Source organism: Caulobacter sp. (genome assembly GCF_035254145.1).
Lineage (GTDB): Bacteria > Pseudomonadota > Alphaproteobacteria > Caulobacterales > Caulobacteraceae > Caulobacter.
This window is the reverse complement of sequence record NZ_DATFAV010000056.1, coordinates 1-16,039: the sequence shown is the minus strand read 5'-3', so window position 1 is coordinate 16,039 and position 16,039 is coordinate 1. Positions and strand designations below refer to the sequence as shown.

Genomic DNA, 16,039 nt, shown 5'->3' with positions numbered 1-16,039 from the left:
AAGTGGTGCCTGGGGCCGGAATCGAACCAGCGACACGCGGATTTTCAATCCGCTGCTCTACCAACTGAGCTACCCAGGCATCCGGGCTTTGGCGGCTGAAACCGCCTTGGCGACCTCGCCTTGCAGCGAGGAGCCGGGTCTATAGAGAAGGCGCGGCGGGAAGTCCAGCGCCCTTTTCTCATTCCCTGTTGATGTCTTCGGACGAGAGAATTGCGGACGGATTTTCGTCGTCGTCCTCCCCGCCCGGGACCACGTAGCGACCGCTCAGCCATCGCTGCAGGTCGACGTCCGAGCAGCGCTTCGAACAGAAGGGACGGAAAGCCTTTTCGACAGGCTTGCCGCAGATGGGGCAACCCGTGCTCATGCGGCGAACACCTCCATGCGATCGTCGGGCCAGCCGGGCTGCGGCTCGACGATGAATCTGCGTCCGAGCCGGTCGGCGACCCCGGCGTCCAGCTCTACGGCGAAGGCTTCGGCGACGGCGGACGAGCAGCGGGCGACCAGGCGGCCGCCCGGCTGCGCCCTGCCCTCCCGCTCCAGCGCCCTAGCCGCCCGACGCGCCTGGTGTCTCGGATTCGGCGCGCCGCCCGCGGTCAGAAGACGATCCAGGATCGGCGGCGCCCGGCGCGGCACGATCATCTCCAGCGTGCCGAACTTGCTGATCGCGCCAACCCCGACGCCGGGATTGTCCGGCGAAAAGGCGTTGCGGGCCGCGGTGGTCAGGGCCTGGCCGTCGTGGCCGCGCCCGACAAGGTCGAAGACGATGATTCCGCCGAGGCCCTTCAGTCTCAGCACCCTGGCCGCGACGCTGAGCGCCGCCATATTGGCCTGTCGAGCGGCGCGTTTCGAATCGGACGCCTCGCGCGCGCCGAGATCGACGTCGACGGCGGTCAGGGCGCGGGTGGGCTCCACGGCGATGTCGCCGCCGCCTGGCAGGGCGAAGACGGTGGCCAGGGCGTCGGCCTCTGCCTCCTCGACCGCCTGAAGCGCCGCGTCACCCATCGTGGGCGATCCGGCCTTCACGTGCAGGCGCAGCCGCTCCTCGACCGTCAGGGCCGACACGATGACCCGCGGCTCCCCTTCCCCTTCGGCGACGAAGCGGGCGACGGCGGCCTTGTCCTGCCGCGAGGCGGTCTTGATCTCGATCTCGACCAGCCCGCCCTCGACCAGCTTGGGCATGTCCGGACGCAGCGGCAGGATGAGGTCCCGGCCGCCAGGCAACTGCACGAAGGCCGAGGCGAAGGCCTTCTCGATCTTCTTGATGCGCGCGACACCGCGCACGCCCTCGGCGTCCAGCGGATCGTCCGAAGGCCACGAGACGAACAGGCGCTCGGGCCGACCGTCCAGGGTGACGACCCCGACCGTCTCGCCGACGCCCTTGTGGAGATAGGCTCGGCGCTCACTCATGATCTGGCGCTCATGCGCGATATCCCAGGCCGTTCAGGAGGTTCAGGGTCTCGTAGAGCGGCAGGCCCACGACACTGGGATACGAGCCCTGCAGGTCGGTGATGAAGCCGCCGGCCATGCCCTGCACCCCATAGCCGCCCGCCTTGCCCCGCCATTGGCCGCTGGCGACATAGGCGTCGCGCTCGGCGTCGGACAGGCGCTTGAAGCCGACCTTGGTCTCGACCAGCCGCGAGGCCTGGCGGCCGTCCGGCGCGATCAGGGCCACGCCGGTGAACACCTTGTGGTTCCGCCCCGACAGCAGCTTCAGGCAATAGAGCGCGTCGGCTTCCGTCTCCGCCTTGGGCAGGATGCGTCGGCCGACGGCGACCACGGTGTCTGCGGCCAGGACGAACTCGCCGGGCGCGCGGACGGCGACGGCGCGCGCCTTCTCGATCGCCAGGCGCAAGGCGTGGCGGCGCGGGGTCTCGTCGCGCTGCGGGGTCTCGTCGATGTCGGCGGGATCGACCCGGTCGGGCGTGACGCCGACCTGGGCCAGCAGGTCGAGGCGCCGGGGGCTCGCGCTGGCCAGCACCAGCGCCGGCCCGGCGGCCACTTGGGCTGCCGTCGTCAGAGCCATCGGCGTCCTACTTGAAGCGGTAGGTGATACGGCCCTTGGTCAGGTCGTAGGGGGTCATCTCGACCAGGACCTTGTCGCCGGCCAGCACGCGGATGCGGTTCTTGCGCATCTTGCCGGCGGTGTGGGCGATGATCTCGTGATCGTTTTCCAGCTTCACGCGGAACGTGGCGTTGGGCAGCAATTCGCTGACCGTGCCGGGAAACTCGAGCAGTTCTTCCTTAGCCATCAGGCCTCTCAAAGGGACGAATCGGATTGCCGCGAAGACGAGGGCCTTCGCGGCGAGGCGCCTCTATAACGCAATTACCCCCCAAACGTCGATGGCGCGCCGAAACGTTGCTTGATGGTCTCCGCGAGCGTGTCCCGAACCTCGCGATAGGCCTCCAGACGGGCCTCGCGCGAGCCGTCGACGAGGGTGGGATCGTGGGTCGGCCAATACTCGATCTCGACGGCGCGATCGCGCGACAGCTCCACGGCCCGGTGCTGGGCTTCGGGCGTCAGGGAGACGACCACGTCGAAGCTCCCGTCCTCGAGTTCGGCGAAGGTCTTGGGCTTGTGGTCCGAGACGTCCAGACCCAGCTCGTCCATCACCACCACGACGAAAGGGTCGATGCCTTCCGCCGCCGGATCTGCCTTCAGCCCGCAGGAATCGACGAACGCTCTCGTGCCGTAGAAGCGCCGGAACAGGCCCTCGGCCATGGGTGAGCGCACCCGATTGTAGTTGCAGGCGAACAGCACCGCATCCGGAAGCTCCGCCACGCTAAAGCCTCCCCCGAGCGGACTTCGTCCGATCGGGATAAGGCGGCTTTACCAACCTAAAGCTGGGGCGCCTTCTCATCGCGAAACCGGGGGCCACTTTCACGGAACGCGCCCCCTCAGCCCCGCCAGTGCAGCGCGCAGATCAGGGTGAACAGGCGACGCGCGGTATCGAGGTCGGTCTTGACCTTGCCGTCCAGGCGCTCGCGCAACAGGTTGGAACCCTCGTTGTGCAGGCCGCGCCGCCCCATGTCCAAGGCCTCGATCTGCTGCGGCGTCGAGTTTCGGATCGCCGCGTAATAGCTGTCGCAGATCAGGAAATAGTCTTTGATCACACCCCGGAACGGCGACAGCGACAGGAGATGGCGCCGTTCGTAGCCGGGCCCGGCGATGTCGAACGCTAGGCGGTTCTCGACCAGCGACAGGCGCACGTCATAGGGGCCGCCGTCAGCGTCGGCCGGCTCGAAGTAGTTGGAATCCAGCAGGTCGAAAATGGCGACCTGTCGCTCCTGCTCCTGGTCCCGCGAACCAGCCGCGAGGCTTTGCTCGTCGATCTCGATCGACTTGATCCGTTGGCGGGCGCGTTCGTCTTGCGTGGTCATCTGGCGCGGGAGGTTCGCGCGTCAAATGCCGGAACGCAACCTCACCGACGCCGACAGGGCGTGGGCGGGCAGGCCCTCGGCCGTGGCCAGGGCGACGGTGTGGGGTCCGAGAATACCGAACGACGCCGGATCGCACTTCATGATCGAGGTGCGCTTGATGAAATCGTAGATCGACAGGCCCGATTGGAAGCGCGCCGCGCGGCTGGTCGGCAGCACGTGGTTCGAGCCAGCCACATAGTCGCCGATCGCCTCGGGCGTCACCCGGCCCAGGAAGATCGCGCCAGCGTGGCGGACGCGGTCGGCCAGGCGCTCGGGGTTCTCCAGAGCGAACTCGACGTGCTCGGGCGCTATGGCGTCGACCAGGGCCGGGCTCTGGTCCAGCGGGGCGATGATCACCGCCCCGTGGTCGCGCCACGAGGCGGCGGCGTCCTCGCCAGTGGCCAGGGTCTTGAGGCGCTCGGCGACCGCTTCCTCCACTCTGGCGGCGAAGGCTTCGTCGTCGGTGATCAGGATCGACTGAGCCGCGGGGTCGTGCTCGGCCTGGCTCAGCAGATCGACCGCGATCCAGTCGGGATTGTTGTCCTTGTCGGCGACGACCACGATCTCGGAAGGCCCCGCGAGGGCGTCGATGCCGACCACGCCGTACAGCCGGCGCTTGGCGGCGGTGACATAGGCGTTGCCCGGGCCGACGATCTTGTCGACGGGCTGAATGGGGCCGGCCCCATAGGCTAGCGCCGCGACGGCCTGGGCCCCGCCCACGCGCCAGATCTCGGTCACGCCGGCTTCCTTGGCGGCCGCGAGCACCGCGGGCTGCAGCTTGCCCGGCGGGGTGACCATGGCGATGCGATCCACGCCGGCGACTTGCGCGGGCACGGCGTTCATCAGCACGGTCGAGGGATAGGCCGCGCGGCCGCCAGGAACGTAGACGCCGACCGCCTCCAGCGGCGTCCAGCGCCAACCCAGCTCGACGCCCGCCTCGTCGGTCCAGGCCTGGTCGGCCGGGCGCTGGCGGCTGTGATAGGCACGGATGCGGGCGGCGGCGAAGGCGATGGCCTCGCGCACGTCGGCGGGCGTGTCGGCCCAGCCCTGCTCGATCTCCCCGGCCGTGACACGGATGGTGTCGACGGTCAGGTCGACCTTGTCGAACTTCCGGCTGTAGTCGAGGACGGCCTCGATCCCATGCGTCTTCACCGCCTCCAGCACCTCGGCGGCGGCGGCGTCGACATCGGCCGGCGAGCCGCGACGCTCGTCGAGAAAGGCCTTGAAGGCGGCCTGGAAGTCCGGGGCGGTGAAGGAGAAGCGGCGCATGGCGCTTAAATGCGGCTTTTACGCCGCCAGGCAAGAGCCAAATCCTCCCCTCATGGGGGGAGGTATAACCCGCCTTCCTGGGCTCCGTGCCCAGGAGGCGGATTTTAAGCCTAGTCCGCGTGACCCGGGGTGCGCGGCGTGCTCCAGGGATCGGAGACGTCGGCCAGGGCCACGTCGAGGCAGTCGACCAGCAGGCGCATGTCGCCGCCGCCCGCGAAGGTCAGGGTGACGACGCCAGCCGGCGCCTCCTCGCCCGGCGCGAAGCCGATCGACAACAGTTCGACCACCGCGCCCTTGGCGTCGCGACGGAGATTGCGAGCCTGCACCCCCGTCACGTCACCGAACTGCAGCGCCGAGCGCACGCGCTCGCCCTGCCGGCGCTTGCCGGACGCCTCCCAACGGAAGCGGTTGCACGCCAGCGTCAGGGTCCGCGCCTGGGCGTCCCAGCGGATGTCGCCGATCTTGGCCACGGCGTCCTGAAGCGCGGCCGACAGCACGCCCAGATCCTCGGCGTCCTGCGCCAGGAGACGCAGCGGCTTTGCGACTTCGGCCATACCTTACAGCTCCGGCTCGCCGTCGCCCTTGATGCGACGGACTTGGGCCCCGCAGGCGCCGAGCTTCTCCTCGAGACGCTCAAAGCCGCGGTCCAGGTGATAGATGCGCGAGACGACGGTTTCGCCCCGCGCGGCCAGGCCGGCGATCACCAGGCTGACCGAGGCGCGCAGATCGGTGGCCATGACCTCGGCGCCTTCCAGCTGCTCAACGCCGCGCACGCGGGCCTCGCCGCCCGAGACCGAGATGTCGGCGCCCAGGCGCATCAGCTCGGGGGCGTGCATGAAGCGGTTCTCGAAGATGGTCTCGCGGATCCGGCTCTCGCCCTTGGCCGTCGTCATCAGGGCCATGAACTGCGCTTGCAGGTCGGTGGCGAAGCCTGGGAACGGCGCGGTCTCGATGTCGACCGAGTCCAGCCGGTGGCCGTTGCGGCGAATGATGACGCCATCGGCGGTCGGCTCGACGCCGGCGCCGGCTTCCCTCAGCTTGTCCAGCAGGGCGTCGATCAGGCCCGGACGGGCGTTGGTCAAGCGCACTTCGCCACCGGCCATGGCCGCGGCCACGGCGTAGGTGCCCATCTCGATCCGGTCTGGAATGACGGCGTGGGTCGCGCCCCGGAGCCGGGCGACGCCGGTGATGGTGATGGTCGGCGTGCCGGCGCCCTCGACCTTGGCGCCCATGGCGTTCAGGCACTCCTGCAGGTCGACCAACTCCGGCTCGCAGGCGGCGTTGTGGATCACCGTGACGCCGTCGGCCAGCACGGCCGCCAGCATGGCGTGCTCGGTCGCGCCCACCGAGACGATCGGGAAGACGATCTCCGCGCCCTTCAGGCCGCGCGGGGCCTGGGCGTAGACATAACCTTCGTGAAGGTCGATCTTGGCGCCCAGGGCCTCCAGCGCCTGCAGGTGCAGGTCGACGGGCCGCGCGCCGATGGTGCAGCCGCCGGGCAGAGACACCTTGGCCTGGCCCGAGCGGGCGACCAGCGGCCCCAGCACGTTGAACGAGGCGCGCATCTGGCGGACCAGGTCGTAAGGCGCAAAACCGCTGGTGATCTCCGCGGCGTGCAGGAGGGTCTGCTGACCATCGGGACCGTCGATCTCGGTCACCTCGACGCCGAGGCGCATCAGCAGCTTGCCCAGGAACCGGGTGTCGGCCAGACGCGGCATATTGGTCAGGCGCAGCGGCTCGTCGGTGAGCAGGCTGGCCGCCATCAGCTTGATGGCCGAGTTCTTGGCGCCGCTGACCGGGATCGTCCCGTTCAACTGCGCGCCGCCGATGATGGCGATGCGATCCATTACGTCCCTCGAACGCGCCCAAGCGGGGGTCTTGGCGCGGCTCACATGTGAGGGGCGGGTTCTATCCGTTGCAAGAGGGGTTGCAAGGGCTCCCCGCCTAAATTTGCCGCGCCTAAATCGGCGCCGACAAATCGTAGGGCCGCTCGTCCTCCGGCCACCGCAGGTCATGGGTGGTGCTGGCCAGGTCCAGGGCGACCTGGGCCAAGTCGATCGCCTTGCGGATCGCCTCTAGGCCGTCGCGGCCGAACGCGGCCCTGCCCGCCTCGGTGTCGAACTGGCCGCCGGCGCCGGTCAGCCGCACGGCGACCGCCCAGCCCTCCCCGCCGGGAGTCGGGAACGGCGCGGAAAGCTCGACCACCAGTTCGACCCGTTCGCCATCCCTGTGACTTATCCCCAGCAACTTTCGAACGACGTTATAGGGCCTGGGCGCGGCGCGCGCGGCCTCGGCGGCGGCGTCGGATCCGCCAGAAGGCCCGCGCGCGGCGGCCTTTCGCTTGCGCAGGTTGGTCCGGAGGGCTTCGGCGAGCTTGGCCTCGCGCGCGGTCTTGTCGTCGCTGATCGGCATGTTGCGGGGGTGCGGCGACAAAGTTCTTCGGTCAAGATGATTTTGGGCTTGGCGTTCGCGATTCTCCTCGCTATACGCCCCCTCCTCTTCGCCGCCGTAGCTCAGTGGTAGAGCGCATCCTTGGTAAGGCTGAGGTCGGCAGTTCAATCCTGCCCGGCGGCACCATGGGGGTCCAAGCACAGCTTGGACCCCCGCCACTTCCCAAAATTCTGTTCCCGAAACCTGCTCTTCAGCGCGTTCAGCGCGATGGCGCTCGTCTACGCCGAAGCGCGACGGCTCAACGACGCAGGGCGAAACCGACCATGACCGTGCGCGGCGCGGCGTAGCTGGTGACCCCGTCGGCGGTCTGACCGACCGGAAGATCGGCGTCCAAGGCGTTTTCCGCGGCCAGATAGACCTCGCTGGCGGGCGAGAGCGCCCAGCCGGCGCGGAGATCCAGACTCGCCCCCGCCTTCAGCGTCCGCAGATTGAGGTCGTCCTCGTAGCGCTTGCTCTCGTAGCGCAGGTCGGCGTCAAGGCTGAGCCGGTCGAACGGCTTCCAGCGCGCGCCGGCGGTCGCCGTCAAGGCCGGCGCCTGGGCCGGACGCTTGTCGGTCAGCTGGACCGCCGCCCCGCCGCCATCGACACGAGCATGGGTCGCCGAGAAGGCCGCGCGGACGCTCCAGGCCGGCGACAGGTCGGCGGCGACCTCGCCCTCCAGGCCGTAGGCGTTGATCCCGCCGGCGTTGCGGCGCTGGCGCAGCACGCCGCCGGCCGGGATGAAGCCGGCGACCGGGAAGGTCCCAGGACCCACGCCGATGGTGACATTGGTGACCGGATCGCGGACCTGATTATAGAACAGGCCAAGGCTCCATCTCGCCACGCCGTCACCCGAAAGGCCGGTCTCGACGCCATACAGCGTCTCCGGCTTGAGGGCGGCGTTGGCCTCGGTCACGTCATTGCCGACACGGAAGGGCCGATGCAGCTCGTTCAGCGTCGGCGGCCGGAAACCGGCATAGGCCGCTACCCGCCACCACGTCCTGTCGGTCAGGCGCTGGCGCAAGCCGATCCGCGCCGTCGGCGTCGCGCCGGACGCGTTCGGGACGGGCGCGTCGAGAATCAAGGCGCCCGTCATGGCGTCCCGTTCGCGCCGGACGCCGTGATACGATCGCCAACCGTCCAGCCGCGCGCCGGCGGCCAGCGAGAAGTCGGGCCTGCTGTAGGCGGTCTCGGCGTAGATCCCGCCGACCAGGGTGCGCCCGCCAGCCGTGCGCTGGCGCGTGAAAGCGCCGCCCATGTAGCGGAAGACCTCGTGGGTTCGCCCTTCGCTCTCCCGGACGTCGCCGCCCAACTCCCACGACCAGTCGCCGTCCCCGCCTTGCCAGGCCGCGTTGAGGCCATAGCCGCTGGCCGGGGTCGAGTATTGATCGTTGGCCGGCGTCGTTCCCATACGCGCGACCGCGACGGCGGCGGAGGTGTTCTCCAGGTCGCTCGACCGCGCCCAGGCCTGAACACGCCACGTGTCAGTCGCCAGCGTTACGGCCAGCGAGCCGCCGGTGGCGTTGGACTTGGCGCCGAACAAGCCAGCGCCGCGCTTTTCCTGGAACGCCCCCAGGCGCGCCGCCCAGCGCACACCGCCGGCTTCGCCCTGGACACGGGCGGCGATCGAGCCGTCCTCCAAAGTCGTCGGCGTATCGGCCGCGCCAGCCGCCGCGCCGCGCACGGGGCGGTAGCCGTCCGTTCGCGACCCGCTGGCGGTCAGCAGCAGGTGGTCGGTTCCGAAGGTCCCGGCCGCGCGCCAACCGTCACGCTCCCTGGCCTCGGCCGTGAAGCCGGAGAGACCGCCGCCAGCCGCCCGCTCGCGCAAGGCGACCACGCCGGTCAGGGCGCCGGCCCCATAGGGTCCCGCGCCGGCGCCGCGCACGATCGTCGCCCCTGACAGGCCCTCGCCCGGCAGAGCCGTCCAGATCACCCAGCCGCCGAAGGGATCGTTCTGGGGCGCCCCGTCTAGGGTCACCAGCGCCCGCCCCGCGCCGGAGGGCGCGACGGCGCGAAGAGAAAGCCCCTGGATCGTCGGGTTGGCCGCATCGCTGCCGGTTCGGCGAAACAGCGAGACGCCCGGCGTCGTCTTCAACACGTCATCCAGCCGCGCCGAGGCGCCCAGTTGAGCGGCGTCATAGGTCGCGGTGGAGAAGGCCTCCTGCCCGGCCAGGGGCGGCAAGCGGGGCGCCTCGACGACGACGGCGGAGACCGGGGACGGCGGGGTTTCCAGCGGCACGAGCGACCTCTACGCGGCGATGGCTACGGTTTAGCCAAAGCCGCCGGCCGCGCCTACCGTTCCCAGCCGCCGCCGAGCGCCAGGAACAGGTTCACCTGATCGGTCGCGACCTGGCTGTCGGACATGGCCAGGGCCGCTTCGGCGCCGGCCAAGACGCGCTGCGCGTCCAATCCCGCGAGATACGGACTACGGCCGGCGCGGTAGAGGCGCTGGGCCTGGCTGTCGGCCAGCGCGGCCTGGTCGCGCGCGGCCTTCAAGGCGGCGTTGCGGTCGAGGTCGTGGGCGTAGGTGTCGAGGCTGGTCTCGGTCTCGCGCAAGGCGTTCAGCACCACCCCGTCGAACCGGGCCAGGGCGGCGTCGGAACCCGCCTCGGCCTGGCGGATCCGGGCTCGCTCGGCCTCGCCCGGCACGGTCCAGGTGATCAGCGACGTCAGGCCCCAGCGATTGGCCGGCGCCTGGCCGATATCGGCCAGCAGACCGGTCGAGCCCGCCCCGAGACCCAGAGTCACGTTCGGATAGAGGGCGGCGGTGGCGACGCCGATCCGCGCGGTCGCGCCCGCCAATGTTCGCTCGGCCTGGCGCACATCGGGACGTCGCTTGAGCAGAGTCGCGCCATCGCCGACGGGAATGGGCTGCTTCAGGACCGGCGGCGCCGCGCAAGCCTCGAGCGTCTTAGGGAACTCGGCCGGCGGCCTGCCGGTCAGGGTGGCCAGCCTGTACAGCGCCGCGCGGCGGCGGCCTTGATAGGTCGGCAGGCTCGCGCGCGACAGGTCCAATTGGGCCTGGGCGCGGGTCACGTCGACGGCCGTTCCCCTGCCCGCTCCGACCAGCTTGCGCGTGACGTCCAGGCTGCGCGACTGGAGATCGACCGTGCGCTGCGCCACCGCCAGCTCGTGACCGTTGGCGCAGGCCTCGACATAGGCGCGAGCCACCTCGGCGGCGACGCTGACCCGGGCCAGATCCAGGGCGGCCTGCGAAGCCTCGGCGTCGGCATGAGCGGCCTCGGCGGCGCGCTTCAGCCGTCCTACCAGGTCGACCTGGTAGGAGACCTTGATCCCGACATCGGCCAGATTCTCGACCGGCAACTGTTCGGACTTGAGATACTGTTCCCCCGACTCCCGCGCGTGCATGCCCGCGGCCGAGGCGCCCAGCTTGAAGCCGCCGGCGTCGTCGGCCTCGCCCGCGATAGCCCGGGCCCGGGCCAGGTTGGCGGCGGCGACGCGCAGGTCGGTGTTGGCCTTCAGCGCCTCCTCGACCAGACCATTCAGGACAGGGTCGTCATAGAGCTTCCACCAGCCGGCCGGGACAGGTTCCTGGCTGACCGCAGGCGAGGTCGCGCCGACGAACGGCCCCTGCGCAGCTGGGGCGTTAAGCTTGGCCTCGTCCGGCAGCCTGTAGTCGGGTCCGACGGTCGTACAGGCGGCGAGCAGCAGCAGCGAACCGGCGAGCGCAAGGCCACGCAGCGCGCTCATCGGCCCGCCCCCAACACCGCGACCGTCGCGGTGCGGCCGGCGATCAGGCGCAGATCGCGCGGCGTCTGATCCAGGGCCACCCGCACGGGCACCCGCTGGGCTAGCCGCACCCAGCTGAAAGTCGGATTGACGTTGGGCAGCAGGTTGCCGCTGGCGGCGCGGTCGCGGTCCTCTATGCCCGCGGCGATCGACTGGATGTGACCCTTCAGCGGCCGCTCCTCGCCCATCACCTTGACGCTGACGGACTGGCCGACGCGCAGGCCTGACAGCTTGGTCTCCTCGAAATAGCCCTCGACCCGGAACGAGCGGGAGTCGATCAGGGCCAGGACCGGCTTGCCGGCCGTGACATAGTCGCCCGTCCGCAGGGTGAGGTCCGACAGGAAGCCGTCGGTCGGCGCGAACACCACCGTGCGCTTCAGGTTCAGGGCCGCGACGTCGCGCGCCGCCTCCGACTGGGCCAGCGCCGCTTCCGCCTGTTCGACCTTGGAGAGGCTCTGCTCGGTGACCTCCCCCGCGACGAGATCGCCGAGCAGGCGGTTGCGCGCCAGTTCCCGGCGGGCCTGGGCCAGTGTCGCGCGCTGGGCCTCGACGGCGGCGTCAGCCTGGCGCAGGGCCAGGGCGTAGCGCTCGCGATCGACATAGAACAACGGCTGCCCCGCCTTGACCGTCTGGTCGTTGACGGCCTCGACCCGGGTGACCAGACCCGAGACGTCCGGCGCCACCTGCACCACGTCGGCGCGCACGCGACCGTCGCGGGTCCAGGGATCGACCTGATAGTGTGTCCAGAGCGCCTTGCCGCCGACGAGCGCGGCCACGACGACGGCGCCGGTGACGACGACCCGCCCCGCATAGGGCAGGATGGTTTTCAGCTTGGGCATGATCAGAACTTCAGGGGAGACGGGACCGTCACGACAGCGGCCCAGAGGATGACGAAGAGCGCGGTGTCGAAGAGCGCCGGGTGCCAGACGAAACGATAGGCCCCGACCTTCGCCAGCAGGCGGCGCAGCGGGAACGAGATCGCCAGGGCGATCACCGCCGAAACCAGCACGGATGACAGGAAGACCCCGTCGACATCGAGTTCGCCAAGCACCAGCGGGGTCATCGGGCGGCCTCCGGACCAAAGGCGGGCGCTTCTGGGAACAGGTTGCGGCGGAGACCCACCAGGCCCGAGATTCCCTGGACCGCCGAGGCGGTGGGGGCGGCGGCCAGGCCGCGCAGGGCCAGATCGATCCGCGCCAGGAGGTCGGCGCCCGGCGCCTGCCGGCCTCCGGCGGCCAAGGCCGCGAAGTGGTCGCCGACTCCGTCGAGCGCGGCGTCCAATCGATCCTTGCCGTCCGGCGACAGGTCCGGCCGCACGACCTGGACGGCGACCAGATTCATACCCACGCGCAGGTCCCGCAGGGCGTCGACGCCGACGAAGTCGGGACCTGGGCCGCTCTCGGCCAGCTTGGGCGTGAGTATGCCCAGGCGATCGACCAGGATCGCGGCGAAGGCCGCGGGCTCGGGCGCCTGGCGCGACCGCGCCAGGCGCGAGAGGTTGCGCCAAGTGCGGACCAGCAGGCGGCGGGCGGCGGCGTCGACGCCCATCGAGCGCAAGGCCGCGGTGACCATGATCGCGAAGAAGAGCCCAACGAACTGGCCCAGATTGCCATTGAGGAACGTGGCGAAGTCGGCGGTGAACGTCTCCTGCAGGGTCAGGGCGTTGCAGAAGCCGATGATCATGGCCAGGGCCGAGCCCATCCGCTTCGGGTCGGGGACATACAGCCCCAGGAACACCAGCGGCGGCGCCATGGTCAGGGCCAGCATCGGGAAGCCGTCAATCGCCGGTAGAATGGCGAACATGTAGAGCGCCGCCAGCGGCAGCGAAAACAGCGTGAAGAGGCCGAAGTTCTTGATGGCCGGGACCGGGTCGTCCATCGCCGCGAAGAAGCAGCAGAACACCGCCGCCATGATCGGCGCGACCGCGCCATCGCCCCAGCCGGCCAGGATCCAGACGGCGCACGACAGCATGATGGCGATCACCGCCGCGCCGCCCGACAGCAGGGCCAGCGGCAGGTCGGCGTGCATGGGCCGCTCGGCGGTGGCGCGGCTGGAAGCCTCCAGCTCGGGGGAAAGCGGAGCGTCGGGCTCGTCGAGGCGCGCCATTAGCGCATGACCTTCGCCCAGGGCGCGCGCGGCCTCGGAAAGCCGCACCAGCAGGCTCTCGATCAACAGGCTGGACCAGCTGGCGTCCGCGCGCTGCGCGGCCAGTCCCTCGAGATCGGCGACCAGCGCCCGCCCCGGCTCCTGCGGCGCCCCCGCCTCGATCCAGCCGATCACGGCGTTCAGCGCACCGCGCACGCGGTCGTCCCGAACCTCGTGCAGCGCCTCCATCCGGTCGCCCAGGCCCGACAACAGCGGGATCAGGAGCAGCATCCGCTCCTGCAGGGCGCGGACGACGCCAGTGGTCTCGCGCAGGTGCGAGGTGTCGAACGGCAGGTGGACCGCCAGCATCCGGATCTCGCTGGCGGCGGCGGCGAGGTGGCGGCGGTCGCGCGCGATGGTCCGGTTGTCCCGCTCGCGCAGCACGTCCAGCGCCCAGCGATCGGCCTCGTTCATCCATGCCGAAAGGCGTTGCTTGAGCACGGTCCCCACCGGCTGGGGGAACACCAGGCTGTGGACCAGGGTCGCGCACAGGATGCCCAGGCCGATCTCGATCACGCGGGCGACGGCGACGTCGAAGATCGCGCCGGGCTGGGAGACACTGGGAAAGCCGATGATCGCGGCGGTGTAGCCCGCCAGCATCAGCACATAGCTGCGCGGCGTGCGGTCCAGCAGCGAGATCGTCAGGCATCCGCCGACCCACAGGGCCAGCGCCAGCGACAACAGCCAGGGCGCGTTGACCAGGACCGGAACGAAGGCCACCGCCGCGGCCGCGCCCAGGATCGTGCCGAGCACGCGATAGACGGCCTTGGATCGCACCGCCCCAGCCAGCGGTTGGCTGACGATGTAGGCGGTGGTCATCGCCCAATAGGGCCGCGGCAGACCCAGGGCGAAGCCGATATAGAGGGCCAGCATCGCCGCCGCGAAGCTGTTCACCGAGAACAGCGTCGTGCGCCAGTCGAACTTGGGAAGCATGTTGGAGTTCTCAGCCCCCTTGCCCAGCCGCGAGATCCAGAGCGGTCTCGAAGGCCGCGAAGGTGCGCAGGGCGGCGGCCAGGTCATCGTTTCCGACACCCGCCAGCATCTGGGCGCGCACGACCTGCACCGCGTCCTCGACGACGGCGGCCAAGGCCTGCCCCTCCGCCGTCAGGTGCAGGGTCTTGGCGCGCTTGTCGGTGAGATCGTCGCGCCGCTCGACCAGATTGGCCTGGCATAGCTGATCCAGGATCCGGACCAGCGATGGCCCCTCCACCCCGATCTCCTCGGCCAGCGCGCCCTGCCGCATTCCCCCGCCGGCGCGGGCGATCTGCAGCACCGGCATGGCCTTGGCGTCCGAAATACCGTGGGCGGCCAGGGCGCGATTGACTTCGCGCCGATAGACCCGCGCCAGCCGCAGCAGCGACTGGGCGAAGGTGCGTTCGTTGTGGGTGCGAGCGGATGTCATGGAACGGCGATCAATTAAATAGGTAGCTTCCTATCTAAATTAGGTAGCATCCTATCTATTTGACCGCAAGGGCGTCGCCGAGGGAAATTTGAGGATGATCAAGTTGGAGAGGGCCTGCGCGCGCTCGCGATCGCTTGGCCTCCGCAATGGGCTTTTTCGCCCTCACTTCACCCGTCATTCCGCGCTTTATGCGCGGGATGACAGGGCGTTAGCATGACAGCTGAATATCTGAACGTCCGACAGGGGTGGGGAGCGGACATTGGGCGCAGGGGTGTAGGCAGGGTGTATGGCCGAGCTGGAGTTCGAAGCACTAAGCGATATGGACGCCCCCAAGGGAAAAATCGTTTTCGCTAGAGACCAAACGTCCGACTAGGGTGGATGTTGGATGTTAGGGCGCTTCGACGTATTAGCCGGTGCAACCCCGGCTGCGAGTCGCGATGTACTGGGCGAAAGGCGGCATACCGGCTTTCGCTCGCCAGGCGTCAGTTGCGTCCTTATCTTCCAAAGGAGCCGGCGTCCAGACGCCCGGAGCCGTGCAATCGCCCATTACGCCAAAGCGGCCAGGACGTCCCTCGTAGTAAGCCGTCTGGTCGTAAAGCATCGCGAAATTCTGACCCTTCGTCTCGCCGGATTGCCAGAGTGGCTCAAGCATGGCTAGCACCTCCTTCTGGAACGCCAGGTCGTGGCGAGCATGCTGGACGATCAGCCACGCGGCGCTGTCCGCGTCGGGGCCATAGGTCGAGATCTTGTACCAGCCGTGATCCTTGAGTTCGGCTTTCAGCCAGGCCGCGTTGGCGGTGTTCATCGGGCACCATTCACCCGCGATGGTCGCGTCCACATAGGCGAGCGCGTCGTCGTCCAGGCCCTTCTCCCACGTGGTATGCGCGCCCGGCCCGAAGAACGGCCTTAGGGTGACGCTGTCGGTGACGGAAAACTGGTCCTCGGCCATCCGCCGATAGAGTTCAGCCAGCCGAGGATCGGGTTCGGCTTTGGCGCGGGCCACCATGCGGTTCACCAGCCCGTAAGGCGACGGCGCCGCCGTGCCGCCCAAATAAAGCGTCCGAAGCTCCCGCCGTAGAGCCAGGGCGGCCTCTGCAGCAGCCCGGGACTTAGCGTAGGCTTGCAGATCGCGGGTCCGCCGGACGAGCTCCATTTGCGCTGACGCGGCGATCTCGGCGGGGCTTGCGCAGGGGCCGGCGATCTTGGCCTTCTGGAATCGGCCGTTCTGAAGCCGGCCAACAGCGGTGTCCACTTCAGCGGCGAACGCGGCCTCGCCCATGGCCTTCTTGAGTTCGAAAGCCTGCTCGACCGGGATCGGACCGTTCTCCAGCTTGATGGGTTGCGACGTGAGCAGCGTCGCTAGCAAGGCGATAAGGATCATGATTTCGCCAGCACTCCCAAGGTTCGTTTGTCACGCCATGACCGTCATTGTGGCTCGCGTCACTACCAGCACGGTCTACGACTGCTGAAGCTTAGCCTAGAGCCCTGATCCCGAAAGCAGCCTTCGCGAATAGTCTTCATGGGTCGAAAGCCGCCCCCTACCCCAGCGCCTTCTTGTAGAGCGCCAGCAGGTTGCTCCAGGCCTTTTCGGCGGCTTCTTCGTTGTAGACCTGGCTGCCCTTGACG

General features: G+C 69.3%; 18 protein-coding genes and 2 tRNA genes. 1 reads left to right on the top strand and 19 read right to left on the bottom strand.

Annotated features, from left to right (window positions below; genetic code table 11):
* Positions 1-3: 3 nt before the first annotated feature.
* From VJ655_RS03100 to VJ655_RS03050, 11 genes are all read right to left on the bottom strand, one after another.
* Positions 4-79 (bottom strand) — tRNA-Phe (locus VJ655_RS03100).
* A 99-nt stretch (positions 80-178) separates the two neighbouring features.
* A complete protein-coding gene (gene yacG / locus VJ655_RS03095) occupies positions 179-364 on the bottom strand; it encodes a DNA gyrase inhibitor YacG (RefSeq protein WP_324098136.1) in 186 nt (61 codons plus the stop codon).
* Complete coding sequence (locus tag VJ655_RS03090) at positions 361-1,407, bottom strand: ribonuclease E/G (protein WP_324098132.1); 1,047 nt, start codon at positions 1,405-1,407, stop codon at positions 361-363. The genes yacG and VJ655_RS03090 overlap by 4 nt, the downstream gene beginning before the upstream one ends.
* 10 nt (positions 1,408-1,417) lie before the next feature.
* Positions 1,418-2,023 carry a Maf family protein gene (locus VJ655_RS03085; protein ID WP_324098130.1) on the bottom strand — a complete coding sequence of 202 codons (606 nt, stop codon included), beginning with the start codon at positions 2,021-2,023 and terminating at the stop codon, positions 1,418-1,420.
* Positions 2,024-2,030: 7 nt separating this feature from the next.
* Positions 2,031-2,249, bottom strand: a complete 219-nt coding sequence (gene infA / locus VJ655_RS03080; protein WP_004617696.1) for a translation initiation factor IF-1 — start codon at positions 2,247-2,249, stop codon at positions 2,031-2,033.
* Positions 2,250-2,323: 74 nt separating this feature from the next.
* A complete protein-coding gene (locus VJ655_RS03075; RefSeq protein WP_324098123.1) occupies positions 2,324-2,779 on the bottom strand; it encodes a low molecular weight phosphatase family protein in 456 nt (151 codons plus the stop codon).
* A 116-nt stretch (positions 2,780-2,895) separates the two neighbouring features.
* Positions 2,896-3,378: a UPF0262 family protein gene (locus VJ655_RS03070; RefSeq protein ID WP_324098121.1), complete on the bottom strand. Its 483-nt coding sequence runs from the start codon at positions 3,376-3,378 to the stop codon at positions 2,896-2,898.
* 21 nt (positions 3,379-3,399) lie between these two features.
* On the bottom strand, positions 3,400-4,686 hold the full coding sequence (gene hisD / locus VJ655_RS03065) for a histidinol dehydrogenase (RefSeq protein ID WP_324098119.1): 1,287 nt from the start codon (positions 4,684-4,686) through the stop codon (positions 3,400-3,402).
* A gap of 110 nt (positions 4,687-4,796) precedes the next feature.
* Complete coding sequence (locus VJ655_RS03060) at positions 4,797-5,240, bottom strand: DUF2948 family protein (protein ID WP_324098117.1); 444 nt, start codon at positions 5,238-5,240, stop codon at positions 4,797-4,799.
* Positions 5,241-5,243: 3 nt separating this feature from the next.
* A complete protein-coding gene (gene murA / locus VJ655_RS03055) occupies positions 5,244-6,533 on the bottom strand; it encodes a UDP-N-acetylglucosamine 1-carboxyvinyltransferase (protein WP_324098115.1) in 1,290 nt (429 codons plus the stop codon).
* Between the two features lie 112 nt (positions 6,534-6,645).
* Positions 6,646-7,098 carry a hypothetical protein gene (locus VJ655_RS03050; RefSeq protein ID WP_324098140.1) on the bottom strand — a complete coding sequence of 151 codons (453 nt, stop codon included), beginning with the start codon at positions 7,096-7,098 and terminating at the stop codon, positions 6,646-6,648.
* Between the two features lie 90 nt (positions 7,099-7,188).
* Between VJ655_RS03050 and VJ655_RS03045 the strand changes: the two genes are divergently transcribed.
* Positions 7,189-7,263, top strand: a tRNA-Thr gene (locus VJ655_RS03045).
* Between the two features lie 112 nt (positions 7,264-7,375).
* Here the strand turns inward: VJ655_RS03045 and VJ655_RS03040 are convergent.
* From VJ655_RS03040 to VJ655_RS03005, 8 genes are all read right to left on the bottom strand, one after another.
* Complete coding sequence (locus VJ655_RS03040) at positions 7,376-9,355, bottom strand: TonB-dependent receptor (protein WP_324098113.1); 1,980 nt, start codon at positions 9,353-9,355, stop codon at positions 7,376-7,378.
* 53 nt (positions 9,356-9,408) lie between these two features.
* Positions 9,409-10,827 (bottom strand): TolC family protein, encoded by a 1,419-nt coding sequence (locus VJ655_RS03035; RefSeq protein ID WP_324098111.1) that lies wholly within the window; start codon positions 10,825-10,827, stop codon positions 9,409-9,411.
* A complete protein-coding gene (locus VJ655_RS03030; RefSeq protein ID WP_324098110.1) occupies positions 10,824-11,705 on the bottom strand; it encodes an efflux RND transporter periplasmic adaptor subunit in 882 nt (293 codons plus the stop codon). Before VJ655_RS03030 ends, VJ655_RS03035 begins: the two co-directional genes overlap by 4 nt.
* A 2-nt stretch (positions 11,706-11,707) precedes the next feature.
* The gene (locus VJ655_RS03025; RefSeq protein ID WP_324098108.1) at positions 11,708-11,929 is read right to left on the bottom strand and encodes a DUF1656 domain-containing protein; all 222 of its coding nucleotides are present in this window, start codon (positions 11,927-11,929) and stop codon (positions 11,708-11,710) included.
* Complete coding sequence (locus VJ655_RS03020) at positions 11,926-13,944, bottom strand: FUSC family protein (RefSeq protein ID WP_324098106.1); 2,019 nt, start codon at positions 13,942-13,944, stop codon at positions 11,926-11,928. The genes VJ655_RS03025 and VJ655_RS03020 overlap by 4 nt, the downstream gene beginning before the upstream one ends.
* Positions 13,945-13,954: 10 nt before the next feature.
* Positions 13,955-14,413 (bottom strand): MarR family winged helix-turn-helix transcriptional regulator, encoded by a 459-nt coding sequence (locus tag VJ655_RS03015; protein ID WP_324098104.1) that lies wholly within the window; start codon positions 14,411-14,413, stop codon positions 13,955-13,957.
* A gap of 406 nt (positions 14,414-14,819) precedes the next feature.
* A complete protein-coding gene (locus VJ655_RS03010) occupies positions 14,820-15,794 on the bottom strand; it encodes a DUF6624 domain-containing protein (protein WP_324098102.1) in 975 nt (324 codons plus the stop codon).
* Between the two features lie 157 nt (positions 15,795-15,951).
* Positions 15,952-16,039 (bottom strand): hypothetical protein (locus tag VJ655_RS03005; protein WP_324098138.1); only part of this gene is annotated, 88 nt, incomplete at its 5' end.

Bases quoted from the DNA above. Each gene is read 5' to 3' on its own strand.
- yacG (WP_324098136.1), bottom strand. From the start codon at position 364: ATGAGCACGGGTTGCCCCATCTGCGGCAAGCCTGTCGAAAAGGCTTTC.
- VJ655_RS03090 (WP_324098132.1), bottom strand. From the start codon at position 1,407: ATGAGTGAGCGCCGAGCCTATCTCCACAAGGGCGTCGGCGAGACGGTC.
- VJ655_RS03085 (WP_324098130.1), bottom strand. From the start codon at position 2,023: ATGGCTCTGACGACGGCAGCCCAAGTGGCCGCCGGGCCGGCGCTGGTG.
- infA (WP_004617696.1), bottom strand. From the start codon at position 2,249: ATGGCTAAGGAAGAACTGCTCGAGTTTCCCGGCACGGTCAGCGAATTG.
- VJ655_RS03070 (WP_324098121.1), bottom strand. From the start codon at position 3,378: ATGACCACGCAAGACGAACGCGCCCGCCAACGGATCAAGTCGATCGAG.
- hisD (WP_324098119.1), bottom strand. From the start codon at position 4,686: ATGCGCCGCTTCTCCTTCACCGCCCCGGACTTCCAGGCCGCCTTCAAG.
- VJ655_RS03060 (WP_324098117.1), bottom strand. From the start codon at position 5,240: ATGGCCGAAGTCGCAAAGCCGCTGCGTCTCCTGGCGCAGGACGCCGAG.
- murA (WP_324098115.1), bottom strand. From the start codon at position 6,533: ATGGATCGCATCGCCATCATCGGCGGCGCGCAGTTGAACGGGACGATC.
- VJ655_RS03050 (WP_324098140.1), bottom strand. From the start codon at position 7,098: ATGCCGATCAGCGACGACAAGACCGCGCGCGAGGCCAAGCTCGCCGAA.
- VJ655_RS03035 (WP_324098111.1), bottom strand. From the start codon at position 10,827: ATGAGCGCGCTGCGTGGCCTTGCGCTCGCCGGTTCGCTGCTGCTGCTC.
- VJ655_RS03030 (WP_324098110.1), bottom strand. From the start codon at position 11,705: ATGCCCAAGCTGAAAACCATCCTGCCCTATGCGGGGCGGGTCGTCGTC.
- VJ655_RS03025 (WP_324098108.1), bottom strand. From the start codon at position 11,929: ATGACCCCGCTGGTGCTTGGCGAACTCGATGTCGACGGGGTCTTCCTG.
- VJ655_RS03020 (WP_324098106.1), bottom strand. From the start codon at position 13,944: ATGCTTCCCAAGTTCGACTGGCGCACGACGCTGTTCTCGGTGAACAGC.
- VJ655_RS03015 (WP_324098104.1), bottom strand. From the start codon at position 14,413: ATGACATCCGCTCGCACCCACAACGAACGCACCTTCGCCCAGTCGCTG.
- VJ655_RS03010 (WP_324098102.1), bottom strand. From the start codon at position 15,794: ATGATCCTTATCGCCTTGCTAGCGACGCTGCTCACGTCGCAACCCATC.